The following is a 21,571-nucleotide window of genomic DNA, read 5'->3' on the forward strand; positions in this document are numbered from 1 at the left end:
ATTGAACAAACCATCAAAGAAAATGAGCTGTGCCTTGAGCATCCAGAAGAGGCCTGCCTGACGAATTTAAGGAACAAAATTATTCTTCCAACCAGCAATTCTGGTTTTTCCTGGCGTTCTTTCTGGCTTTTGCCATAAAAATGCCCATGGTTCCCTTTCATACGTGGCTCCCCGACGCGCACTCCGAAGCCCCTACGGCTGGCAGTGTGATTTTGGCTGGAGTGCTGTTGAAAATGGGAGGTTATGGATTTTTGCGTTTTTGTTTGCCGATGTTTCCAGAGGCTTCGGCGAATTTTGCCCCATATATTTTGTGGTTATCGGTCATAGGCATTATCTATGGCGGGTATCTGGCCTTGGCGCAGTCAGATCTTAAAAAGCTCGTGGCCTATTCTTCAGTTTCCCACATGGGTTTTGTTACTCTGGGAATTTTTGTGTTCAATAGTCAAGGTATTCAGGGGGCCGTCTTGCAAATGTTTAATCACGGGATCACGACTGCGGCCTTATTTATTTGTATTGGAGTATTGTACGACCGCACACACAGTCGAGAGATTTCTGACTACGGCGGATTGCATAAACGCATGCCAAGATTTGTCGCATTGTTCTTTTTGTTTTCAGTCGCCGCCTTTGGGCTACCAGGCACCTGTAATTTCATTGGAGAATTTTTAGTCTTAGTTGGAACTTCCTATGTCAGCTTTGCCATGGTTCTTATCTCGATGGGCGGTATTCTTTTAGCTGCCTCATATATGTTGTGGATGCTCCAAAGGGTGGCGTTGGGAGAATCATCGACAGAATTCGCCAAAGTGCTCCCGGATTTATCAAATCGGGAATTGGCAACGCTCATTCCATTGGCACTCCTCGTATTGGGTATTGGATTGTATCCCGGACCATTGATGGAGATGATGGATGTGAGTGTGATTCAACTCATCCAACAAACCACAGGACTGCAAGGTGCTGAAGTGCCTCAGCTTCAACTCAGGCCTTAAACTGAACCTACGGGAGAAGATATTTTATTAGAAGAGTAGCTAGTAAGGAAAGCAGGAGGGGGGAGCACCCCTCCCGCTGGTTGGAACACTAAAACCCTGAAGGGTTTCGCGCCCTAATAACCCGGAATAAAAGACTCATTCATGATGAGCTTCTTCATTATTCCTATTCGAGGATGATTTTTTGAAGATAAACTTATCGGACGTGCCGTTGGTTTCTGCGCTGATGTCATCGCCATCAACAAATTCTTCTTCCAATATTTTCATCGAAATCGGGTCCTGGAGATATTTCTGCACCGCCCGCTTCAAAGGTCGCGCCCCGAACACGGGATCGTAACCTTTTTCAGCAAGGACACCCTTGACGGCGTCGGACAGATGCAGAGTCATCCGCTTCTCCGCTAAACGTTTCCTGAGGTCAGTCAACTGGACTTCGACGATCTCTTTGATTTGCTCGCGGCTCAGGTTGCGGAACAGAACGATGTCGTCGATTCGGTTCAGGAATTCAGGGCGAAAGTGGTTTCGTAACTCCAGCCGAACCGCTTCCTGAACTTTTTCATACTGAGCTTCCCACACTTCTTTATTGTCACTCCCTTCCTTACTCTCCAATTCCACCGCTTCCAACCCGGCATCCTGAATCAATTTCCCGCCGATGTTGGATGTCATGAGAATGACAGTATTTTTGAAACTGACCGTCTTTCCGTGGCCATCGGTCAACCGCCCTTCGTCAAGAATTTGCAAAAACAAATTGAATACGTCCGGATGAGCTTTCTCAACTTCATCGAACAAAACCACGCTATACGGTTTGCGGCGAACATGTTCGGTCAAATAGCCGCCTTCTTCATAGCCCACATAACCGGGAGGCGCACCTATCAACCGCGCCACGGAATGTTTTTCCATGTATTCGGACATGTCGATGCGCACCATCGCCTGTTCGTCGTCAAACAGAAATTCAGCCAGAGACCGGGCCAATTGGGTTTTGCCCACTCCCGTGGGTCCCAGAAACAGAAACGTACCGATGGGCCGATTGGGTTCCTGAAGTCCCGCGCGGGCCCTGCGGATGGCGTTGGATACCAGGCGCACCGCATCCTCCTGCCCGACGACTGTTTTTCTGAGAGCACTCTCCATGTGAAGTAGACGATGTTTTTCCGATTGCAGCATGCGTTCAACCGGGATTCCGGTCCAACGGCCAATGATGGCGCAAATTTCTTCTTCCCCGACCTCTTCATTGAGCATTTTTCCTTCGCCCTGGGCGTCTTTTAACCGCTTTTCCAGATCATCCGCTTCACCTTGCAGCCGCGGTAAACTGCCGTATTTCAATTCCGCCGCACTTTCTAACCGGCCTTCCCTCTCGGCGTTTTCGGCCTCCTGCCGGGTCTGTTGAATCTTTTCCTGCAAGCCTCTTTTTTCTTCGATGATTTTTTTTTCCTGCTTCCACTGATCCTGCATAACGGTGCAGGATTTCTTCAATGTATCAATTTCTTCCCCGATCTGTTTCAGCCTCCGATTGGATTCCGAATCACTTTCCTTCTTGAGGGCTTCCCGCTCGATTTCCAGCTGGGTGATCTTTCTCTGGTAAGTGTCAATTTCCGCTGGCATGGAATCAATCTGCATGCGCAGACTGGATGCCGCTTCATCAATCAGGTCGATCGCTTTATCAGGTAAAAATCGATCCGCAATATAACGATGCGAAAGACGGACCGCCGCCAGAATCGCCGCATCCTGGATGCGCACCCCGTGATGGACTTCATATTTGCCTTTCAACCCGCGCAGGATCGAAATGGTGTCTTCTACCGTCGGTTCGCCCACCATAACAGGTTGGAACCGGCGTTCCAGGGCCGCGTCCTTTTCAATATGTTTCTTATATTCACTGAGAGTGGTGGCGCCAACGCAATGCAGTTCGCCCCTGGCCAGAGCCGGTTTGAGCATATTGGACGCATCCATCGACCCCTCGGCGGACCCGGCTCCTACCAATGTGTGCATCTCGTCAATAAAGAGAATAATTTCTCCATCACTGCTGTTAATTTCTTTGAGAACAGCCTTGAGACGATCCTCGAATTCTCCGCGAAATTTGGTTCCCGCGACAAGTTGTCCAAGGTCCAGCATGAGGATGCGTTTATCCTTCAGTCCTTCAGGAACGTCGCGGCGGTGAATGCGCTGGGCGAGCCCCTCCACTATGGCTGTTTTACCCACTCCCGGTTCGCCGATCAAAACCGGATTGTTCTTGGTCCGGCGGGAAAGCACCTGTATCACTCTGCGGATCTCGGCGTCACGCCCGATGACCGGGTCCAGTTTTTCGCTCCGAGCCCTCTCCGTCAGATCAATACAGAAGCGGTCGAGCACCTGATATTTCGATTCCGGGTTTTGATCCGTGACCCTCTGGCTTCCACGAATGGTTATCAGCGCTTGCAATAACGCATCGCGGGACAAACCCAGAGACTTAAAAATCTTTCCGGCGCTCGACTTCGAATCTTGAGCGACAGCGAGAAATACATGCTCGGCACTTAAAAATTCATCCTTCATTTGACGGGCTTCTTCAAATCCTTTTTCGATCACTTGCTTCAATGCAGGAGAAACATAGACCTGACTCGATGAACCCGTGACCCGTGGAAACGCGTTTCGTCCCGCCTCCAGTTCTTTCACCAGCCGACCCGGTTCCACACCCACTTTTTTAACCAAAGCAGTGCCGATGCCTTCCACATCCTGCAAAAGACACAGGAGAAGGTGCTCGCACTCAATGGCCTGCTGGTTTTCTTTCTCAGCCAGGGACTGCGAAGCTGTAAGAGCTTCCTGAAGCTTTATGGTCATTCGGTCAAATCGCATGATTAAATCTTATTAGAAATTTGTAAATTTGAATCAGGGTGGAAATAAGACCCGAAACGGGCAATGTCAAGGCGAGGAAATATAAGAGAACATCTGCTGAGAAAAAGGAGGGGGGCTCAAAGCGGAAAAATTAATTTATTACTTGTTATTTTTCAATGAGTTAAATAAATTTTCCTAATGTTTTAACCGAGGCCTTTTTCGGCAAGCCAGCGTTCGGCTTCCAGAGCGGCGGCACAACCGGTTCCGGCGGCGGTGATTGCCTGACGGTACTTTTGGTCGTGAACATCTCCGGCGGCAAAGATACCTTCCACACTGGTTTGCTGAGTTCCGGGTTTCACATTAATATACCCTTTTTCATCCAACTCTATTTGCCCCTTAAAGACGCTGGTATTCGGAACATGGCCGATGGCGTAGAAAATACCCGCAACTTCCAAGTCTCGAGCTTCATCTGTTTTAACATTTTTGACTCGGGCGCCGGTCACGTAATCCTGACCCAGCGCATCCTCAAAAACAGTGCTCCAAAGGATTTCCAGCTTCGGGTCCTTGATCGCCCGTTCCTGCATTATTTTAGAAGCGCGTAATTCATCCCTGCGATGCACCAGATAAACCTTCGATCCAAATTTTGCCAGATAGGTCGCTTCTTCAACTGCTGTGTCACCGCCACCAATGACCATCAAGGGTTGATTGCGAAACATCGGCAATGCGCCGTCACAAACTGCACAGGCAGACATGCCGTTATTCCACATTTTTTCCTCGTTGGGAACTCCCATCCTGCTGGCTGTGGCGCCTGTGGCAATGATCACCGAATGCGCCAACACTTCCGTATCATCGGATTTGATACGGAAAGGGCGTTGACTGAAATCGACTTCACTGACATCCTGCCCGACCATTTCTGTGCCAAAGCGATCGGCTTGTTTGCGAAACAGCTGCATCAATTCAGGGCCACTGACCCCTTCTGGAAAGCCCGGATAGTTTTCGACATCGGTCGTCGTGGTCAACTGACCGCCCGCGGAACCACCCATCATATATCCTTCAAACATGAAGGGAAAAAGGTTCGCCCTGGCCGCGTAAATCGCCGCAGTATGGCCTGCAGGACCGGAACCAATAATAACCAAATTTTTCACATCCGACATATTCAAATCAACCTTTCCCCGATAGAGAAAAAACACAACGAAATCCGACATCGCTGTAGCGCAATTCGGGAGACCGGGCCACCCGGTCGGACACTCTTAAATAATGACTGAGAGAATTCCACGATCCCCCACGGATTACTTTATCTTTTCCTGATGCCGGGCCTTTGGGGTTAACAGAAACTCCTGCTGTATCGAATGGGCCGTACCAATCCTGCGTCCATTCATTAACATTGCCCAGCATATCGTATAACCCTTTAGAGTTGGGTGAAAGTTCTCCAACACCCCTGGGCGAACCCAGTCTGTATTTTTTGCCGAAGTGGGCACCCCCCAGTTCCTTGCCCTGCGCGGCCCGTTCCCATTCCGCTTCAGTAGGAAGTCTGCCGCCCTTCCATTGGCAATAGCTGTTGGCATCTTCCCAGGTAACAAAAACCACAGGTTGTTTGGGTCCATCAAATTCTTTCGGCCTGTCTTCGTGCAGAGGGTGCGGCCCACACGCACCGACTGCAAAACACTTGCTATAATCAGCGTTTGTCACTTCGTATTTGTCGATGAGGTAAGAATCCAACTGCACCTTGTGAGGAACTTCGTCTCTGCACCAATCCGCATTATCTTGTTCCTCAAGGCAATAGGTATCGCCCATCACAAATTCCCCGGTATCAATCTGCACGCCAGCTCCATTTAGAGGCTCGGCAAAAAGGAATTGTCCGCAGTTCAGGATGAAGATGGCAATCAACAGCGCTGAGATTGTTCTTTTCATTTAAACCCCTCTACTTTGAGGACTCGATACTTTTCAAAATCGTATCTTTTACTTGATTATAGTCTGCTGGAAGTTCAACTGCCGAAAATGGGTATTCTGACTCGATTCCCCGCAACTGGTTCATATGATATTTGTAAAGGAAATCGGTGAACTTCAGTCCATTGGCCGTTGAAATAACAACCACCCGGTCTGTCGGTTTGAAAACGCCACGCTTGGCCAGCTTTTCCGTGACCGCCAATGCCACCGCCGTATGCGGACAACAAAACAACCCGGTACGATTGGCCTTTCCCGCAGCATTAGCCAGCTCGGCTTCCGTCGCTTCCTCGACAATCCCGTCAAACGCCTGCAGGGTCCGTATGGCTTTTTTCACGCTGACCGGGTCACCGATCTGAATGGCAGAAGCCAGTGTTTTTTTAGCGCGAATGGATTTGAATGATTCAAACCCCTTTTTATATGAACGATAAAGCGGATCGGCGCGTTCGGCCTGGGCACAAACTAATCTCGGTAATTTATTGATGATTCCCAGATCGTGTAGCATCTGAAACCCTTTGCCTATGGCGCTGACATTTCCCAGGTTGCCGCCGGGAACCACTACAAAATCGGGAACTTCCCAGTTCGATTGCTGAACCAGTTCAAAACTAATAGTTTTCTGCCCTTCGATTCTTAGTGAGTTCATCGAGTTGGCCAGATAAATATCGTCTTCCGCACAGATTTTCTGGACGAGTTTCATGCATCCATCGAAGTCGGTATCTAGCGAAAGGGTCAAAACGCCGTGGGTGATCGGTTGAATCAACTGGGTGAGCGAAACTTTGTTTTTGGGAAGAAACACGATGGCAGGGATTCCCGCAACCGCACAATAAGCGGCTAATGCCGCTGACGTATCGCCAGTGGAAGCGCAAGCCACGGCGCGGATTCTTTTCCCATTGGCCATCATTTGTTTGACCATGGAGACCAGGACCGTCATGCCAAGATCTTTAAAAGAACCCGTATGAGCCATTCCACATTGTTTAACCCAAAGGTCTTTCAACCCCCATTGTTTGCCCAACCTTTCAGCCCAGAAAAGGTTCGTTCCCCCTTCATAGGTGGACACAATATTTTCATTGTCTACACTGGGGCATACCAATTCCTTTTTGCCCCACACGGAACTTCCATAAGGCCACTCATTGGTCCGGTAACGCCGGATAAACAGTTCTTTCCACTCCTCGCCGGAACGCTGTTTGAGCTGATCCATGTCGTGCTGGACCTCCAGCAGTTCCCCGCAATCGGGGCAGCGATAAATGACTTCAGTCAGCTCGTATTGCCCGGAGCACCCGTTGATGCACTGGAACCATGCGCGAAATCCCATAATTAATTTTCGACCCTGATCAAGTTGGATTTTTCACAGACCACGTCCAGACGGTCAATTTCCATCAGTGCGTCCTGAATATTTTTCTCGTTGGAGCGATGCACCATCATGACCAGCGGCACCCCTTTACCGTCATCGTCCCGCCCTCTTTGAATCATGGAAGCAATACTGATGGAATGATCTCCCAGTATGCCGGATATCTTTGAAAGGACTCCGGGGATATCTTTCACTCGAAATCGCAAAAAATATTCCGCTTCAATTTCATCAATGCTTTTGAGAGGAAGAGGCTTTACATGCGATTTTTGAAACGACTGGGAAGGAACACGTGTTCCGACACCCACCAGGGAATTGCGGATAATTTCCACGACATCCCCCACCACTGCGGCTCCCGTGGGCAACGATCCGGCTCCATGCCCGACTAGAATATTCTCTTCCATCAAATCATCACAAACGCGGATCGCATTTAGAACCCCATTAACATTTGCCATCGGATGGTCCACCGGGATCATTGCAGGATGCACGCGGACATCGAGAGCCTTCCCGTCATATTTAGAAATAGCCAGCAGTTTGATTCGATAGCCAAATTCCCTGGCACACTCAATATCTTCTTGAGTGATGCTGGAAATTCCCTGAACGGTGATTCCGTCCACGTCGATGGGCACACCATAGGCCAATCGAGTCAATATGGCAATTTTATGAGCCGAATCGATTCCTTCCACATCGAACGTCGGGTCTGCTTCAGCATAACCCTTTTCCTGAGCTTCTTTCAAGGCCGTTTGAAAATCACAATCCTCATCGGACATCTTACTGAGAATATAATTCGCCGTTCCATTGACGATTCCCTCAATAGCGCTAATTTTATTGGCCGCAAAAGCCTCACGGATGGAACGGATGATCGGGATCGCTCCGCCTACCGCAGCCTCAAATCCGATGCTCAATCCTTTTTGATCCACGGCTGAGAAAATTTCGTCTCCATGCTTTGCCAACAGGGCTTTGTTGGCGGTGACCACATACTTGCCGTTTTCAATGGCTTTGAGGAGAAAAGACCTTGCCGGTTCATAGCCACCGATCAACTCGATAACGATCTCAATTTCCGGATCGTTGAGGATATCGTCCACATCGGTGGTCAGCACACCGCTTTCCACGGGAACCCCACGATCGGTCGTGATATCCAAGTCTGCTATTTTAGCGATTTGAACCGAAGCGCCCAATCTTTTTTGAATAACATCCGCGTTGGAAGACAGAATTTTTACCACACCGGCGCCTATGGTGCCAAACCCAATCAATCCTAATTTAACGTTCTTCATTGAACCAACTTTTCATCCCAAAGTTTTTATAATATTTCTTTAATGCCGCGAATGGCCTGACGGATTCGATGCTCATTCTCCACAAGCGATATACGAACAAAATGATCGCCCCCATCGCCGAACCCAATACCTGGTGAAACAGCGATTTTTGCTTTTTCAAGGAGCAGTTTGGAAAACTCCAGCGAACCCATTTTTTTAAAGGCATCGGGAATTTCAGCCCAAACAAACATGGTTGCCCTGGGTGGCTCCACATGCCAACCGATCCGGTTCAACCCCTCGCAAAGCACATTCCTGCGGCTCAAATAAGTCTGGCGCACCTCTTCAACACATTCCTGCGGACCGTTCAAGGCAATGATGCCTGCGATCTGGATGGGTTGAAACATGCCATAATCCTGATAACTTTTCACCTTGGCCAGCGCCTGAACAAGTTCTTTATTCCCCACGACAAAACCCACTCGCCAGCCCGGCATATTGTAACTTTTTGACAAAGTAAATAATTCCACACCCACATCTTTGGCGCCCGGAACCTGTAAAAAACTTGGAGCCTTGTAACCGTCAAATACTATATCCGCATAGGCGAAATCGTGGATCACGATCAATTCGTGTTCTTGGGCGAAAGCCACGATCTTCTCAAAAAATTCAATTTCCACCACCGCCGTTGTCGGGTTGTGAGGGAAATTAATGATGATGGCTTTGGGCCGCGGCAGGGTTCTCTTAAAAGTTTCCAGCAACGCAGGAAAAAAGTTACCGTCCTTGCCCAACGGAACCTGAATAACATCCCCGTTGGCCAGGATAAAAGCATAAGTGTGAATGGGATACGTGGGCGTCGGAACGAGAACGGAATCCCCTGGACCGATCAACGCCAGGGCTAAATGAGAAATCCCCTCCTTCGACCCAATGGTGGCTATGGCCTCCGTTTCGGGGTCCAATTCGACATTATAGTTTCGCATGTACCAATCGGTAATCGCCAGCCGGAGTTTATAGATCCCCTTTGATAATGAATAACGATGATTGGACGGTTTATTGGCCGCTTCACACATCTTGTCTACAATATGCCTGGGTGTCGGCATGTCGGGATTTCCCATGCCAAAATCAATAATATCCTCGCCGCGTCGCCGGGCTTGCATTTTCAGCTCTTGGACAATGCTAAAAACATAGGGTGGTAATCTGTTTATTCTTGGAAAATTTCTCATCGTTCAATATTTTGAAGCTTAAGGAACCCTCATGTGGATATTTTTAAATATTTTATCAGACTTATAGCCTACAGGAGTTTGGTGTTGGACGTAAAATCAAACTGGCCGAAATCAGGAGATGTTCAATATTTTTCAGCCTAAAAATGGGGAAATATCATTAATTTCAACGTTTACCACTTTTTTAACGGCTAACATAGCATAATTTTCTGGACCCGGCAAAGGTAATAAATTATATTTAAAGCAATAACATTTCAACAAGTTCCGCTTGTTTTATTTTGTCGTTCCATGCCTTTTTGAAACAACAAAAATTTCTTTTGAGTGCCCCCATCCCTTGTTTATCATCCTTTAAATAGTGAGGCGGATATTTTCGCCGAGCCAAGGCATCTTCTGAATGGAATATTTACAAATCATCTTTTTAAGTATCATCCAGGGCTTGACGGAGTTTTTGCCCATCTCCAGTTCGGGGCATTTAATCCTGGCTCCCCTCCTGTTTGAATTCGAAGATCAGGGTCTGGCCCTCGATGCTATTCTACATCTGGGGACTCTAATGGCCATCATTATCTATTTTCGTGAAGACCTGTCCAAGCTATTGTTCAGTTTATTTGACCGGAAAGCGGACCCTTCCATCCGACAAATGGCTATCAACATCCTTCTCGCTTCATTTCCAGCGGGAATTATCGGCCTGCTTGGCATGGACTATATCGAATCTCATGTCCGCATCCCGCAGTTTATTGCCATCAACCTTTTGGTCTGGTCGGTGGTGTTCTTTATTGCCGACAAATATTCTGCCAAACGGGAAACCCAAAAAACCGATATCTTTAAAATGTCTCTGGGACAGGTGATGCTGATCGGCTTCGCTCAAGCCCTCGCTCTTTTACCCGGAACCTCGCGGTCTGGAATCACCATCGCCGCAGGACTCTTCAGCAATCTTTCACACACACAGGCCGCCCGGTTTTCATTTCTATTGGGCACGCCCATCATCATGGCGGCGGGACTGCATTCCCTCGTTGACTGGCTATCCAACCCGAAAGAGCATCTTATTTACAATAACGCTCAATTGGGAATTGGGTTTCTGGTGAGTTTTGTCGTGGGCTATTTTTCCATCAAACTTCTTTTGAAGATCGTCGCCAAGGTCGGATTGATGCCGTTCATCGTTTACCGGGCGATTCTCGGGATTTTTATCCTGGGTTATTTTTGGGATTAATTATCTTGCGGATAGTTTGAATGTGGGTTTCGTTGACATTGTTTCAACTCCTGTCCTTGGCTTTCCGGTTTAAGGACATCTCTAAAAATGGTTCCGGGCCATGAGCGGGCCTTATGAAATAAAGGTCCGCGAGTTGCCAGACATAAAAATAACTAGTTATTAGAGACACCCTTAATTATTTAAGGTTTTTATTGGGTTTTAAAAATTAAATCCATTTGAAAAATTTTTGCTGTTGTAGCTGGACCTTTGGACCCTGTGCGTAAACCGTGAAGCGGTTTTCCGCAAGTTCACAGGCTATTTTCGTTCGGGAAACGAACTCGGAAAATTAAAACAATGTATGAGAACCCTACATTCTGTTTGGTATAGATGGATCAAGTAATTTCTTAGCGCTCTCCGCACCACATACAGGCAGACCCGTACGGTCAAGTAAACCAACCTGTACAAGAACACTCGCCTGGTCCCAGTAGATGTGTTCATGGGTCAACTTTTTGTCTTTAACACCAGCAATCACAACAACTCCAATTTCTACTTTTTTACCCGTTGGTGCAATGTCTGGAAGTAACCAATCAATTTCAGTGGTATGTGTAAAACTAATTACCAACTCTTCCACAATTTGATTGGTTCCCACTGTTAGTGACACCCGATTCATTGTTACATCGGGTGGAAAGAACTTTCCAACAAGATGATTTTTATAAAAACTTCTGACCCCATCGTATCCGTTACCACCCATCATATTTGGAATATTAAAAAGGTGTGGGTTCTCAGACATTGTTGCCATCGTTGTATCTAAATCACCCGCTAGTTCAGCATTTACATGTTTTTCTAGAAGATTAATGATAGCTAACTCGCTTTCTGAATATTCGGTTGTCATGTTGACCCTCTTAGTTTTATGTAATTTTGTGAGAAGATTAAACTTTTTTAGCGACCCATCTCATTTCATTCCTAAAGAGATTTCGTGTCAACAATAAATTATAGCCGGGATTTCCCATTTAACCGTTCATATTCATGGAAAGTGGTCCTGAAAAAATGGACCTTCTCTAGGATCTTTGCCCCGATCCTGATCAACTTCGGGTGATCAAGGTCCAATGTTTTATTTTTCGTGGTAACGCCAGCCGTCGCAAAAAGTTTACAACATTATAGGCTAAGGATAGCAATTGCAGTCCGACTTCATTGTCTCGGAAGGCATGGCAGCAAAGTCGGGTTCTCGCCAGGGCAATTTTGCCTTCCTTGATCCCTTGCCCGGCAGTTCCCCGAATGGGAAATGTGGGTTTAACCCATTACAATGGGATTCAAACTTTCAAAGAAACTGGCTGTGAGGCAGGTGGGTGACACCCATAAGGTATTGATCGACGCCACGGGCGGCTTCGCGCCCTTCGGCAATGGCCCAGACGACCAGCGACTGGCCGCGGGTCATGTCGCCGGCGGTGAATACGCCTTTTTCACTGGTCATTTTATTTTCATCACACGCCACATTGCCGCGTGCATCAAGCTTGACATTAAGTTCCTGAATCATGCCCTCGTGGAGGGGATGCACAAACCCCATTGCCAGCAAGACAAGATCAACATCCAACTCGAATTCCGACCCCGACACTTCAATGATCGGTTGACGCCCGGTTTTGGGGTCCGGGTCGCCAAACATGATTTTCACGGCGTGCACTTTTTTAACTTTTCCGTCTTTCCCTGAAAATTTTGTCGTCGAAACACAGAATTCGGTCACTTCATCCTCGGCCTCGGCGTGCGAAGAAGTCACCCGGTAAACCTTGGGCCACTGGGGCCAGGGATTATTGCCATCTCGTTCCTCAGGAGGATGCGGCAACAACTCGAACTGATGCACTTTTTTCGCTCCCTGGCGCAACGAGGTCCCCAAACAGTCGGAGCCGGTATCGCCACCGCCGATAATAAGCACATTTTTATCTTTCGCAGTGAGAGAAATTTTTTCAGGAATGGTATCTCCCTCATTGCGCTTGTTTTGCTGAGGAAGAAACTCCATCGCGAAATGGATCCCAGCCAGATCCCGCCCTTCCACAGAGAGATCTCTTGATTTCTGCGCCCCGCCGCATAGAACAACGGCATCGAATTCCTTCTGCATTTCCTTGATGGAGCGGTCCACGCCCACGTTCACATTGACCTTGAAAATAACGCCTTCCTCTTCCATCAACTGGACGCGGCGTTTGACAATTTCCTTTTCCAGTTTGAAATGCGGGATGCCGTACATCAACAACCCACCGACCCGGTCATCCTTTTCAAACACCGTCACCAGATGACCTGCCTGATTGAGCTGGGCGGCACAGGCCAGCCCCGCAGGGCCTGAGCCGACAACGGCCACTTTTTTGCCGGTGCGTTTTTCAGGCGGGTTGGCTTTGATAAATCCCATTTCAAAACCTTTATCGGATATTTGCTTCTCGATCTTGCAGATTGTGACCGGCGGTTCGGTGATCCCCAGAACGCAGGCCCCTTCGCAGGGTGCAGGACAAATCCTGCCGGTGAATTCAGGAAAATTATTGGTTTTAAGAAGCAGGGCCAGCGCTTCTTCCCACTCGCCCCGATAAACCATGTCGTTCCAGTCCGGGATCAGGTTCCCCAGCGGGCAACCAGTGTCGGACTGACAAAATGGCACACCACAGTCCATGCAACGCGCTCCCTGGTCGCGGAACTTTTGTTCGGGAAACTCTTCATAAACTTCCCGATGATCCTTCAACCGATCTTCTACCGGGCGTTCGGGCGGCGTTTCCCGACCGATTTCCATGAATCCTCTAAGTGCACCCATCAGGCTACCTCTCCAATCATCTGCTCTCGCGCTTTCCGTTCTTCCAAAACTCTCCGGTAGTCTCGCGGATACACTTTCACAAAACTCGGAAGCGTTGCTTCCCATTCATCTAAAACTTTTTTAGCCACGGAACTGTTCGTGCGCAGGTGATGTTCTTCAATGAGGGATTTTAAAAGACCAATATCTTCACCCTCTTCCACCCGCTCCAAATCAACCACTCCCTTATTGCAATGGATATCGAACAGATTATCTCGATCCAGAATAAATGCCAGCCCGCCACTCATGCCGGCGGCAAAGTTTCTCCCGGTTTCTCCGAGAACCACAACCACGCCTCCGGTCATGTATTCGCACCCGTGATCGCCCACGCCTTCCACAACGGTACGAGCACCACTGTTGCGAACAGCGAATCGTTCGCCGGCAATTCCCCGGAAAAAGGCGCTCCCAGAGACGGCCCCATAAAGAACCGTGTTACCGATCAGAATATTTTCTTCCGGAACTATTGGAGATTCCTTGGGAGGGTAAACAATAATTCTTCCTCCAGACAGGCCTTTTCCAACATAATCGTTGGCGTCACCTGCCAAATCAAAGGTGACGCCATGAGCAAGAAACGCTCCGAAACTTTGACCTGCGGATCCCTTGAAATTGATGTTCAGAGTGTCCGCCGGAAGTCCCTCTTCTCCATACTTTTTGGAAATCCGGTAACTCAACATGGCCCCGACCGCCCGGTCGGTATTTCCGATCGGAAAATCCAGATGCACCTGAAACTTACTGTCCAGAGCGGGCCTGGCGGCCTCAATCAATTGGTGGTCCAGCACATTGTCCAGGTCACCGCTTAAATCCTGCTTGCATACATTACGAATGGCCACCGTTTCGGCAACTTTCGGTTTATAAAGAATATTGCTGACATCGACTCCTTTCGACTTCCAATGATCGACTGCCTTTTCACCTTCCAGGAATTCCACATGGCCGATCAGATCCTCAAACTTTCTGAACCCAAGCTCGGCCATGATTTCTCGCACTTCCTGAGCGATAAAGTTGAAATGGTTAACAACGGCCTCCGGTTTGCCAGTGAATTTTTTTCTTAAGGCCGGGTCCTGAGTGGCAATGCCCACAGAACAAGTATTGAGATGGCATTTCCTCATCATGATACAACCCATGGCGACCAGGGCGGTGGTCGAAAAACCAAATTCATCCGCACCCAGTAAGCCGCCGATGACCACATCCCTTCCTGTTTTCAGTTGACCGTCCACCTGAACGCGAATCCGGCCCCGAAGATCGTTCATCACCAGAACCTGCTGGGTTTCGGAGAGACCCAGCTCCCAGGGCAGACCCGCATGCTTGATGGATGTTTGTGGCGATGCCCCCGTCCCCCCATCATGACCGCTGATGAGAACGCCTTCCGCACGCGCCTTGGAAACACCTGCAGCAATGGTCCCGACTCCCGCTTCTGCAACCAGCTTGACGCTCACCGCCGCGTCCGGATTGGCATTGTGCAGATCAAAAATCAACTGTTGAAGGTCTTCAATAGAATAGATATCGTGATGCGGCGGGGGAGAAATCAGACCCACTCCAGGCGTCGAGTGGCGGATTTTAGCAATATATTCGCTCACCTTATGACCGGGAAGCTGTCCCCCTTCTCCCGGCTTGGCGCCCTGGGAGATTTTAATCTGCATCTCATCGGCATTGGCCAGGTAATAGCTGTTGACGCCGAACCGACCGGATGCCACCTGTTTGATCCGGCTCCTGCGAGAATCCCCATTAGCATCGGGCGTGTATCTTACCGAGTCTTCTCCGCCCTCCCCGGTGTTGCTTCTACCGCCCAGACGGTTCATGGCAATAGCCAGAGTTTCATGCGCCTCGCGGGAAATGGACCCGATGGACATGGCCCCGGTACAAAACCGCTTGGTGATGGCCTCGACGGGCTCCACCTCATCAATGGGAATGGACTTTGCTTTCTTAAACTTAAAAAGCCCGCGTAACGTACACTGGCGGATATGGACCTCGTTCATTTGACTGGAATATTTTTTGAAAAGCGAATAGTCACCGGATTGAGTGGCGTGCTGAAGCAAGGCGATAGAAGAAGGGTTGATCATGTGTTTTTCCTCGCCCCGGCGCCAATGATAATTCCCTCCCTGATCTAGAGCCATAGGAACTTCCTGCGCCCGGTGATACCCATTTTGATGGCGCATCAAACTTTCCCTGGCAATCACCTGAAGCCCCGCACCGCTCACTCTGGAGGAAGTACCGGTAAAATACTTTGCCACCACATCATTTGCCAATCCGACCGCTTCGAAGATCTGCGCTCCCCGATAACTCTGGATGGTTGAGATGCCCATTTTAGCGATAATTTTAAACAAACCCTTGCGGGTGGATTTGATATAGTTTTTGAGTGCGGTTCGCACTTCCATCTTTTCGACATACAATCCATCCCTGGCCATGTCTGCCGCCGTCTCATAAGCCAGATAGGGACAAACCCCACCCGCCCCGTAACCAATCAACAGAGCCAGATGCATCATTTCACGCGCTTCACCCGTTTCCACCACAAGCCCAACCCGCGTCCGCGTCAATTCACGCAGTAAGTGTTGATGGACCGCTCCTGTCGCCAGCAAACTGGGGATGGGAACATGATCCGCATCCATGCCGCGGTCGGAAAGAATGAGAAGGGTCGCGCCTTCTTCAATGGCCTTGGATGCCTGCCTGCAAAGCTCATTGAGCGCTTTTTCCAGCCCTGCTTCTCCCTCGGAAGCGGGGAACAGGATCGGCAACACCACGCTTTTCATATCCGGCTCATTTAAGACCTTGATCTTTTCAAGCTCCTCAACCGTCAGAACAGGATGGGTGACCTTAAGTTTCTTACAATGATCCGGCGATTCCGACAACAGATTGAGCTCTTTTCCAAGCGTCACTTCCATCGACATCACCAGTTCCTCGCGAATGGAATCGATGGCCGGATTGGTTACCTGTGCAAATAATTGTTTGAAATAGTGGAAACACAATTGTGGTTTTTCCGAAAGCACCGCAAGCGGCGTGTCGTTCCCCATGGAACCCGTGGCTTCCATCCCCTTGCCGACCATGGGTGCAAGAACGATTTTTATATCCTCGGCGGTGTAGCCAAAAGCCACCTGCCGGGTGAGCAACGTTTCGAAATCGGGCTCGAATTTATCCCCTGTGGATGGTAGCGAATCCAGATTGACCTGCTTTTCCCGGACCCATTGGGTGTAAGGTTTTTGTGTCGATATTTTACCTTTGAGTTCTTTGTCAGAAATGATTCGTCCCTCGCGGAGATCGACGAGAAACATCTTACCCGGCTGAAGCCTGCCTTTATGAACGATGTCCGCTTCAGCGATGGGTAAAACACCCACTTCCGAAGCCATAACCACCAAATCATCCTTGGTGACGATATACCGGGAGGGCCGCAACCCATTTCGATCCAGAACCGCGCCAATCACATCGCCATCGGTGAAGGCTATCGAGGACGGTCCATCCCAGGGTTCCATCATGGACGCATGAAACTCGTAAAAACCGCGCTTGTCGGCATCCATCGTTTCATGTCCACTCCATGGCTCGGGAATCATCATCATCATTGCATGCGGAAGAGAGCGTCCCGATTGCACCAGCAATTCCAGAGCCTGATCAAAATCGGCGGAATCGCTTCCTCCCCGGGCAATAACAGGCAGGATTTTTTCGATTTCAGGAAAGAGCGGCGTCTCAAACATCCCCTCTCTTGCCTGCATCCAGTTTTTATTTCCACGGATGGTATTTATTTCACCGTTATGGGCAATATAGCGAAATGGCTGAGCCCTGCCCCAGGAAGGGAACGTATTGGTACTGTACCGGGAATGGGCTAAGGCCAGAGCAGAGTCCATCTCCGGATCCTTAATATCCAGAAAGTAGGTCTCCACCTGTGGCGCCATGAGCTGGCCTTTATAGATAAACGTCTTGCAGGAAAGACTGACTATATAGAAACTTTCGTTATCCTGATTGTAACCGGCGGCACGAACGGCATTCGCCACTTGCTTGCGCACACAAAACAGACGACGCTCGAACTGCACCTCATCCTTAATATCATCGCCAGCGCCAATAAATACCTGTCGTATCATAGGCTCGGCACTGCGGGCCACATGGCCGATGCTCGTGTTGTCAACCGGAACTTCCCGCCAGCCCAACAAATTCAGGCCCTCCTGGGAGACAACATCTTCTAAAATTTTAACGCATTTTTTTGCATTGTATTCTCTAGGGAGAAACACCAGTCCCGATGCATAACGACCCGGTTCGGGCAAATCAATGCCAATTTTAGCGCACTGGGTGCGAAAGAGGTTATGGGGCATCTGGATCAATAATCCAGCGCCGTCACCGGTCAAAGGGTCCGCTCCGCAAGCGCCGCGGTGCTCCAGGCGTTTTAAGATGTCAAGTCCCTGAAGAACAATCTCATGCGACCGCTTGCCTTTCATATGAACGACAAACCCAACGCCGCAACTGTCTTTTTCAAAAGCCGGGTCATACAACCCTTGCTTCTTTGGTCTTATATATTTAGCCATCGTCACAAATAAATGGTGTTATTAATTATTCGATTCCCGCAAGGGGATGAAGGTATTATACGTACATCGGAAGGAATTATCAGGTGAACGACATTCCACAAAACCACCAATGCAAAGTGCAAATAATATGCCTCTGCAATAAAGCCAGATTTTACAGGGATTATGGCAGTATTAGCAAAAAAGATTACTGTTACTACACAAAAAATAATGTCTTTTCAACACCAATCAATTTCCAGCGTTGGATGAACTGCGACAATCCGACAAAATATTGGCGCTCGGGTTTCCACTTGCCTTGGTTCATGTCAGGGAAATCGCACTAGAGAATGGCAGGATTGGTTTCCGTTTTCAACTAATTTTCTTTATCGCCACATATGGACAAAAATATAACCTTTACAAAGCTTTGGCTTCACGGGTCCATCGTACTCCATACTTCCCCCCTCCACTGCTCTTAAATAACTGTAATCTTGAAAGGAATTCTGGTAAAAATGGTACGATTGACTTTTAAACAGCAGTTTCTTTAAATAAAAAAAAGGAACCACAATAACTTTAAAATGAAAGCCAATCGGTGATACCCGGTTTTTTCATAGAATGGTGGTCGCATGCTTGTTTGCAAAGATAATTTTGTATCCAGTTACACCCGGAGGAAAAAATGATCGTTGAAGAAATCATGGTCAAAAAACCATTCACTGTCAAGCGGATGATAGCCTGGATACCGCTCAGAACCTGATGGTTAAAAACTCGGTTCGCCATCTTCCCGTGGTTGATGGAAAAGAGCTGGTGGGTATCATTACAGAAAGTGACATTCGCAGTTCTTTTCTTGAAAAACCGGAAACCGCCCTGAAGCCCAAAAATATGAAGGTTCGGGACCACATGACCAGGGAATGCTTGACCGTATCTCCGGAAACCAATATCGAGGATGCCGCTCTGGTAATTTATAAAAATAAAGTCGGGTCATTGCCAGTAATCGCGGATAATAAACTGGTGGGAATTATAACCACCATGGACCTTCTCGGGCTTTTTATTGATATGATGGGCATCATCCATTCCAGTTCGCGCATTGATGTCGTCATGGGGAAAGATCCCAAAAACTTTGAAGCCGTTTCCGGAATTTTTCATGACCATAACATTAATATCATCAGCGTCGGCATGTCACCGTTCAAGAAAAACAACAATAAATGCATTTATCTGTTCCGCCTGGACCTGTGCGAAACAGCGCCATTGGTGAAGGCCATCGAGGAAGCCGGTTTTAAAGTAAAATCGGCGATTGATTGATTTTGGCAACCCTCTACAAAGCATTTAAATCCCCCCAACCCCCTTCGTGGAAGGGGGAGCAGGTTCCCCCCTTTTTAAAGGGGGATAGGGGGATTTTGGTTATCACTTTCTCGTCCAAAGAGGGAAAAATAATAAACAACAGAGCTCCCTATGAATATATATGAGGAAAATACATATTCACTTTCGCAACTAAAAAACGAGGTTCTTGACAAAGAATGCAGACCAATGGCATTAATCATTGGGAACCAAACATTTGAAGTTTCTGACTGGACTGAACTTTCTATAAAATTTGTTGAATGGTTGATTAGAAAAAACTTATTAAGCGAAAGCAATCTCCCGGTTTACAACCATGCCAAAAAGAGAAGTATTTCATTAATTATAGGGCACCTCTAAAAATTAGTTTTTAAAAGAGAATCGAACATTGTAAAGAGTTTCTTAAATCAGTGGCACGGGCTTTCCAGCCCGTGCGAACAGGCTGGAAAGCCTGTTCCACTATAACAAAGACACCTCTTTGAATTGACGACATAAGAACATTTAGTCAATTTTTAGAGATGCCCTCAACTCTTTTGATCTTATCCCATAGGTCTACGTCATTGCGAGAAGCCAACGGCGACGAAGCAATCCAGAAATTCTGGATCGCCGCGCCGCTATGCGGCTCGCGATGACGGATTAACTAAAGTTCCTTCACGGAAGGGGGAGGTATTATTTCCTCCACCTGAGCGTAGGGTTGCGCGCGGCGTGGGCTTCGTCGGGCCGGGAGACTTTGGGCATTTTGGGCGTGTTGTGAACGGCGTCGGGGTCGTCCTTGGCTTGCTGGGCGATGTCTTTCATGGCCTGGATGAACTGGTCTAAAGTTTCCTTCGACTCGGATTCCGTGGGCTCCACCATCAGCGCGGCTCTCACGATCAGCGGGAAATACACCGTGGGCGGATGAAACCCGTGGTCGATGAGCGCCTTGGCGATGTCCATCGTGGTGACTTTCGGGGCCTGGTTTTTATCGTTGAAGACGCACTCGTGCAGGCTCGGGCCGGGGTAGGGCAGGTGGTAGAAATCTTTCAATTGCGATTTGATGTAATTGGCGTTGATCACAGCGCCCTCGGCGGCTTCTTTGATGCCTTCCGCTCCCAAGGTTCGTATATAGGCATAGGCGCGGACGAGAATGCCGAAGTTGCCATAAAAGGCTTTCAGTTTTCCGATGCTTTCGGGACGGTCGGTATTCATGTGGTATTTGGACCCCTTTTTCTCGATGACCGGAACCGGGAGAAACGGTTCGAGTTTCGACTGTACGCCCACCGGGCCTGCGCCGGGGCCGCCGCCGCCGTGCGGAGTGGAAAAGGTTTTGTGCAGGTTGAAGTGCAGAACGTCGATGCCCATATCGGCCATTTTAACTTTTCCCATGACGGCGTTCAAATTGGCACCGTCGCAGTACACCAGCCCGCCTTTTTTATGCACGATGTCGGTGATCTCCAGAATATTTTTCTCGAACATTCCCAGGGTGTTGGGGTTGGTCAGCATGATCGCCGCTGTGTCCTCGTCCATCAACTGCCTGAGTTTTTCGATGTCGATCAACCCTTCCTTGTCGGACGGGATTTGCACCGCCGAGTATCCGCAGAGTGAGGCGCTTGCGGGATTGGTGCCGTGGGCGGAGTCCGGGAGCAGGACTTTGGTTTTGGGCTTGCCTTGGGCCGCATGATAGGCGTGAATCATGAGCATGCCCGCGAACTCGCCTTGAGCGCCGGCGGCGGGTTGCAGACTGACGTGTTCCATGCCGCTGATTTCTTTCAGACATTCCTGAAGTTCAAACAGCAGGTGCAGACTGCCCTGAGAAAAAGCCTCCGGCGTTAAGGGGTGGTGCTGGCTGAAGCCCGGTAGCCGCGCCATGTTTTCGTTGATCTTCGGGTTGTATTTCATGGTGCACGACCCCAGCGGATAGAAATTAGTGTCGATGCTGAAGTTCCATTGCGAAAGCCGGGTGAAATGACGCACGACATCCAACTCGCTCAGTTCGGGGAAATCGTCGAGGGAATCGCGGATTTCGTCCGGCGGCAGAAGGGTTTCGATTTCCACCTCCGGCACGTCGCATTCCGGTAAGGAATAGGCTTTTCTGCCCGGAGACCCCATATCGAAGAGGACCGGCTCGTTGAATATGATTCCCTTGGTGGCAACCGCTTGCGGGTTGTCGGTGTCAGAGATTTTTTCGTTCATGAATTTGGGTCCTTGAAATGGTTTTCTTGAGGTATCGGTATATGTGAAAA

14 protein-coding genes are annotated in these 21,571 nt (G+C 48.8%); 3 read left to right on the forward strand and 11 right to left on the reverse strand.

Annotation, left to right across the window (positions count from 1 at the left end):
* Positions 1–53 precede the first annotated feature (53 nt).
* Positions 54–983, forward strand: a complete 930-nt coding sequence (locus tag O3C58_08900; GenBank protein ID MDA0691971.1) for an NADH-quinone oxidoreductase subunit M — start codon at positions 54–56, stop codon at positions 981–983.
* Positions 984–1,118: 135 nt separating this feature from the next.
* Here O3C58_08900 and clpB read toward each other — a convergent pair whose 3' ends face one another.
* From clpB to alaC, 6 genes are all read right to left on the reverse strand, one after another.
* Positions 1,119–3,800: an ATP-dependent chaperone ClpB gene (clpB, locus tag O3C58_08905; protein ID MDA0691972.1), complete on the reverse strand. Its 2,682-nt coding sequence runs from the start codon at positions 3,798–3,800 to the stop codon at positions 1,119–1,121.
* A 182-nt stretch (positions 3,801–3,982) separates the two neighbouring features.
* Positions 3,983–4,933 (reverse strand): thioredoxin-disulfide reductase, encoded by a 951-nt coding sequence (gene trxB, locus O3C58_08910; protein MDA0691973.1) that lies wholly within the window; start codon positions 4,931–4,933, stop codon positions 3,983–3,985.
* A 7-nt stretch (positions 4,934–4,940) separates the two neighbouring features.
* Positions 4,941–5,690, reverse strand: coding sequence for an SUMF1/EgtB/PvdO family nonheme iron enzyme (locus O3C58_08915; protein MDA0691974.1), 750 nt, complete (start codon positions 5,688–5,690; stop codon positions 4,941–4,943).
* 10 nt (positions 5,691–5,700) lie between these two features.
* Complete coding sequence (gene thrC / locus O3C58_08920) at positions 5,701–7,035, reverse strand: threonine synthase (GenBank protein ID MDA0691975.1); 1,335 nt, start codon at positions 7,033–7,035, stop codon at positions 5,701–5,703.
* Between the two features lie 2 nt (positions 7,036–7,037).
* Positions 7,038–8,342: a homoserine dehydrogenase gene (locus tag O3C58_08925; GenBank protein ID MDA0691976.1), complete on the reverse strand. Its 1,305-nt coding sequence runs from the start codon at positions 8,340–8,342 to the stop codon at positions 7,038–7,040.
* A 26-nt stretch (positions 8,343–8,368) separates the two neighbouring features.
* Positions 8,369–9,535 (reverse strand): alanine transaminase, encoded by a 1,167-nt coding sequence (alaC, locus tag O3C58_08930; GenBank protein MDA0691977.1) that lies wholly within the window; start codon positions 9,533–9,535, stop codon positions 8,369–8,371.
* Between the two features lie 391 nt (positions 9,536–9,926).
* Between alaC and uppP the strand changes: the two genes are divergently transcribed.
* A complete protein-coding gene (uppP, locus tag O3C58_08935; GenBank protein MDA0691978.1) occupies positions 9,927–10,739 on the forward strand; it encodes an undecaprenyl-diphosphatase UppP in 813 nt (270 codons plus the stop codon).
* Between the two features lie 346 nt (positions 10,740–11,085).
* Here uppP and O3C58_08940 read toward each other — a convergent pair whose 3' ends face one another.
* The 4 genes from O3C58_08940 to gltB all read right to left on the reverse strand — a co-directional run bounded on the left by O3C58_08940 (position 11,086) and on the right by gltB (position 18,044).
* Entirely contained in the window at positions 11,086–11,610 is a 525-nt protein-coding gene (locus O3C58_08940; protein ID MDA0691979.1) for a carboxymethylenebutenolidase, read from the reverse strand.
* Between the two features lie 190 nt (positions 11,611–11,800).
* Positions 11,801–11,950 carry a hypothetical protein gene (locus tag O3C58_08945; GenBank protein MDA0691980.1) on the reverse strand — a complete coding sequence of 50 codons (150 nt, stop codon included), beginning with the start codon at positions 11,948–11,950 and terminating at the stop codon, positions 11,801–11,803.
* Between the two features lie 86 nt (positions 11,951–12,036).
* On the reverse strand, positions 12,037–13,506 hold the full coding sequence (locus O3C58_08950) for a glutamate synthase subunit beta (protein MDA0691981.1): 1,470 nt from the start codon (positions 13,504–13,506) through the stop codon (positions 12,037–12,039).
* Positions 13,506–18,044: a glutamate synthase large subunit gene (gene gltB / locus O3C58_08955; protein ID MDA0691982.1), complete on the reverse strand. Its 4,539-nt coding sequence runs from the start codon at positions 18,042–18,044 to the stop codon at positions 13,506–13,508. Before gltB ends, O3C58_08950 begins: the two co-directional genes overlap by 1 nt.
* A 681-nt stretch (positions 18,045–18,725) precedes the next feature.
* Between gltB and O3C58_08960 the strand changes: the two genes are divergently transcribed.
* The gene (locus O3C58_08960; protein ID MDA0691983.1) at positions 18,726–19,316 is read left to right on the forward strand and encodes a CBS and ACT domain-containing protein; all 591 of its coding nucleotides are present in this window, start codon (positions 18,726–18,728) and stop codon (positions 19,314–19,316) included.
* A 702-nt stretch (positions 19,317–20,018) separates the two neighbouring features.
* Here O3C58_08960 and gcvPB read toward each other — a convergent pair.
* A complete protein-coding gene (gene gcvPB, locus O3C58_08965) occupies positions 20,019–21,521 on the reverse strand; it encodes an aminomethyl-transferring glycine dehydrogenase subunit GcvPB (protein ID MDA0691984.1) in 1,503 nt (500 codons plus the stop codon).
* Positions 21,522–21,571: the final 50 nt, after the last annotated feature.

It is taken from the genome of Nitrospinota bacterium (assembly GCA_027619975.1).
Classification (GTDB): domain Bacteria; phylum Nitrospinota; class Nitrospinia; order Nitrospinales; family VA-1; genus JADFGI01.

Bases quoted from the DNA above. Each gene is read 5' to 3' on its own strand.
- clpB (MDA0691972.1), bottom strand. From the start codon at position 3,800: ATGCGATTTGACCGAATGACCATAAAGCTTCAGGAAGCTCTTACAGCT.
- trxB (MDA0691973.1), bottom strand. From the start codon at position 4,933: ATGTCGGATGTGAAAAATTTGGTTATTATTGGTTCCGGTCCTGCAGGC.
- O3C58_08915 (MDA0691974.1), bottom strand. From the start codon at position 5,690: ATGAAAAGAACAATCTCAGCGCTGTTGATTGCCATCTTCATCCTGAAC.
- thrC (MDA0691975.1), bottom strand. From the start codon at position 7,035: ATGGGATTTCGCGCATGGTTCCAGTGCATCAACGGGTGCTCCGGGCAA.
- O3C58_08925 (MDA0691976.1), bottom strand. From the start codon at position 8,342: ATGAAGAACGTTAAATTAGGATTGATTGGGTTTGGCACCATAGGCGCC.
- alaC (MDA0691977.1), bottom strand. From the start codon at position 9,535: ATGAGAAATTTTCCAAGAATAAACAGATTACCACCCTATGTTTTTAGC.
- uppP (MDA0691978.1), top strand. From the start codon at position 9,927: ATGGAATATTTACAAATCATCTTTTTAAGTATCATCCAGGGCTTGACG.
- O3C58_08940 (MDA0691979.1), bottom strand. From the start codon at position 11,610: ATGACAACCGAATATTCAGAAAGCGAGTTAGCTATCATTAATCTTCTA.
- O3C58_08950 (MDA0691981.1), bottom strand. From the start codon at position 13,506: ATGGGTGCACTTAGAGGATTCATGGAAATCGGTCGGGAAACGCCGCCC.
- gltB (MDA0691982.1), bottom strand. From the start codon at position 18,044: ATGGCTAAATATATAAGACCAAAGAAGCAAGGGTTGTATGACCCGGCT.
- gcvPB (MDA0691984.1), bottom strand. From the start codon at position 21,521: ATGAACGAAAAAATCTCTGACACCGACAACCCGCAAGCGGTTGCCACC.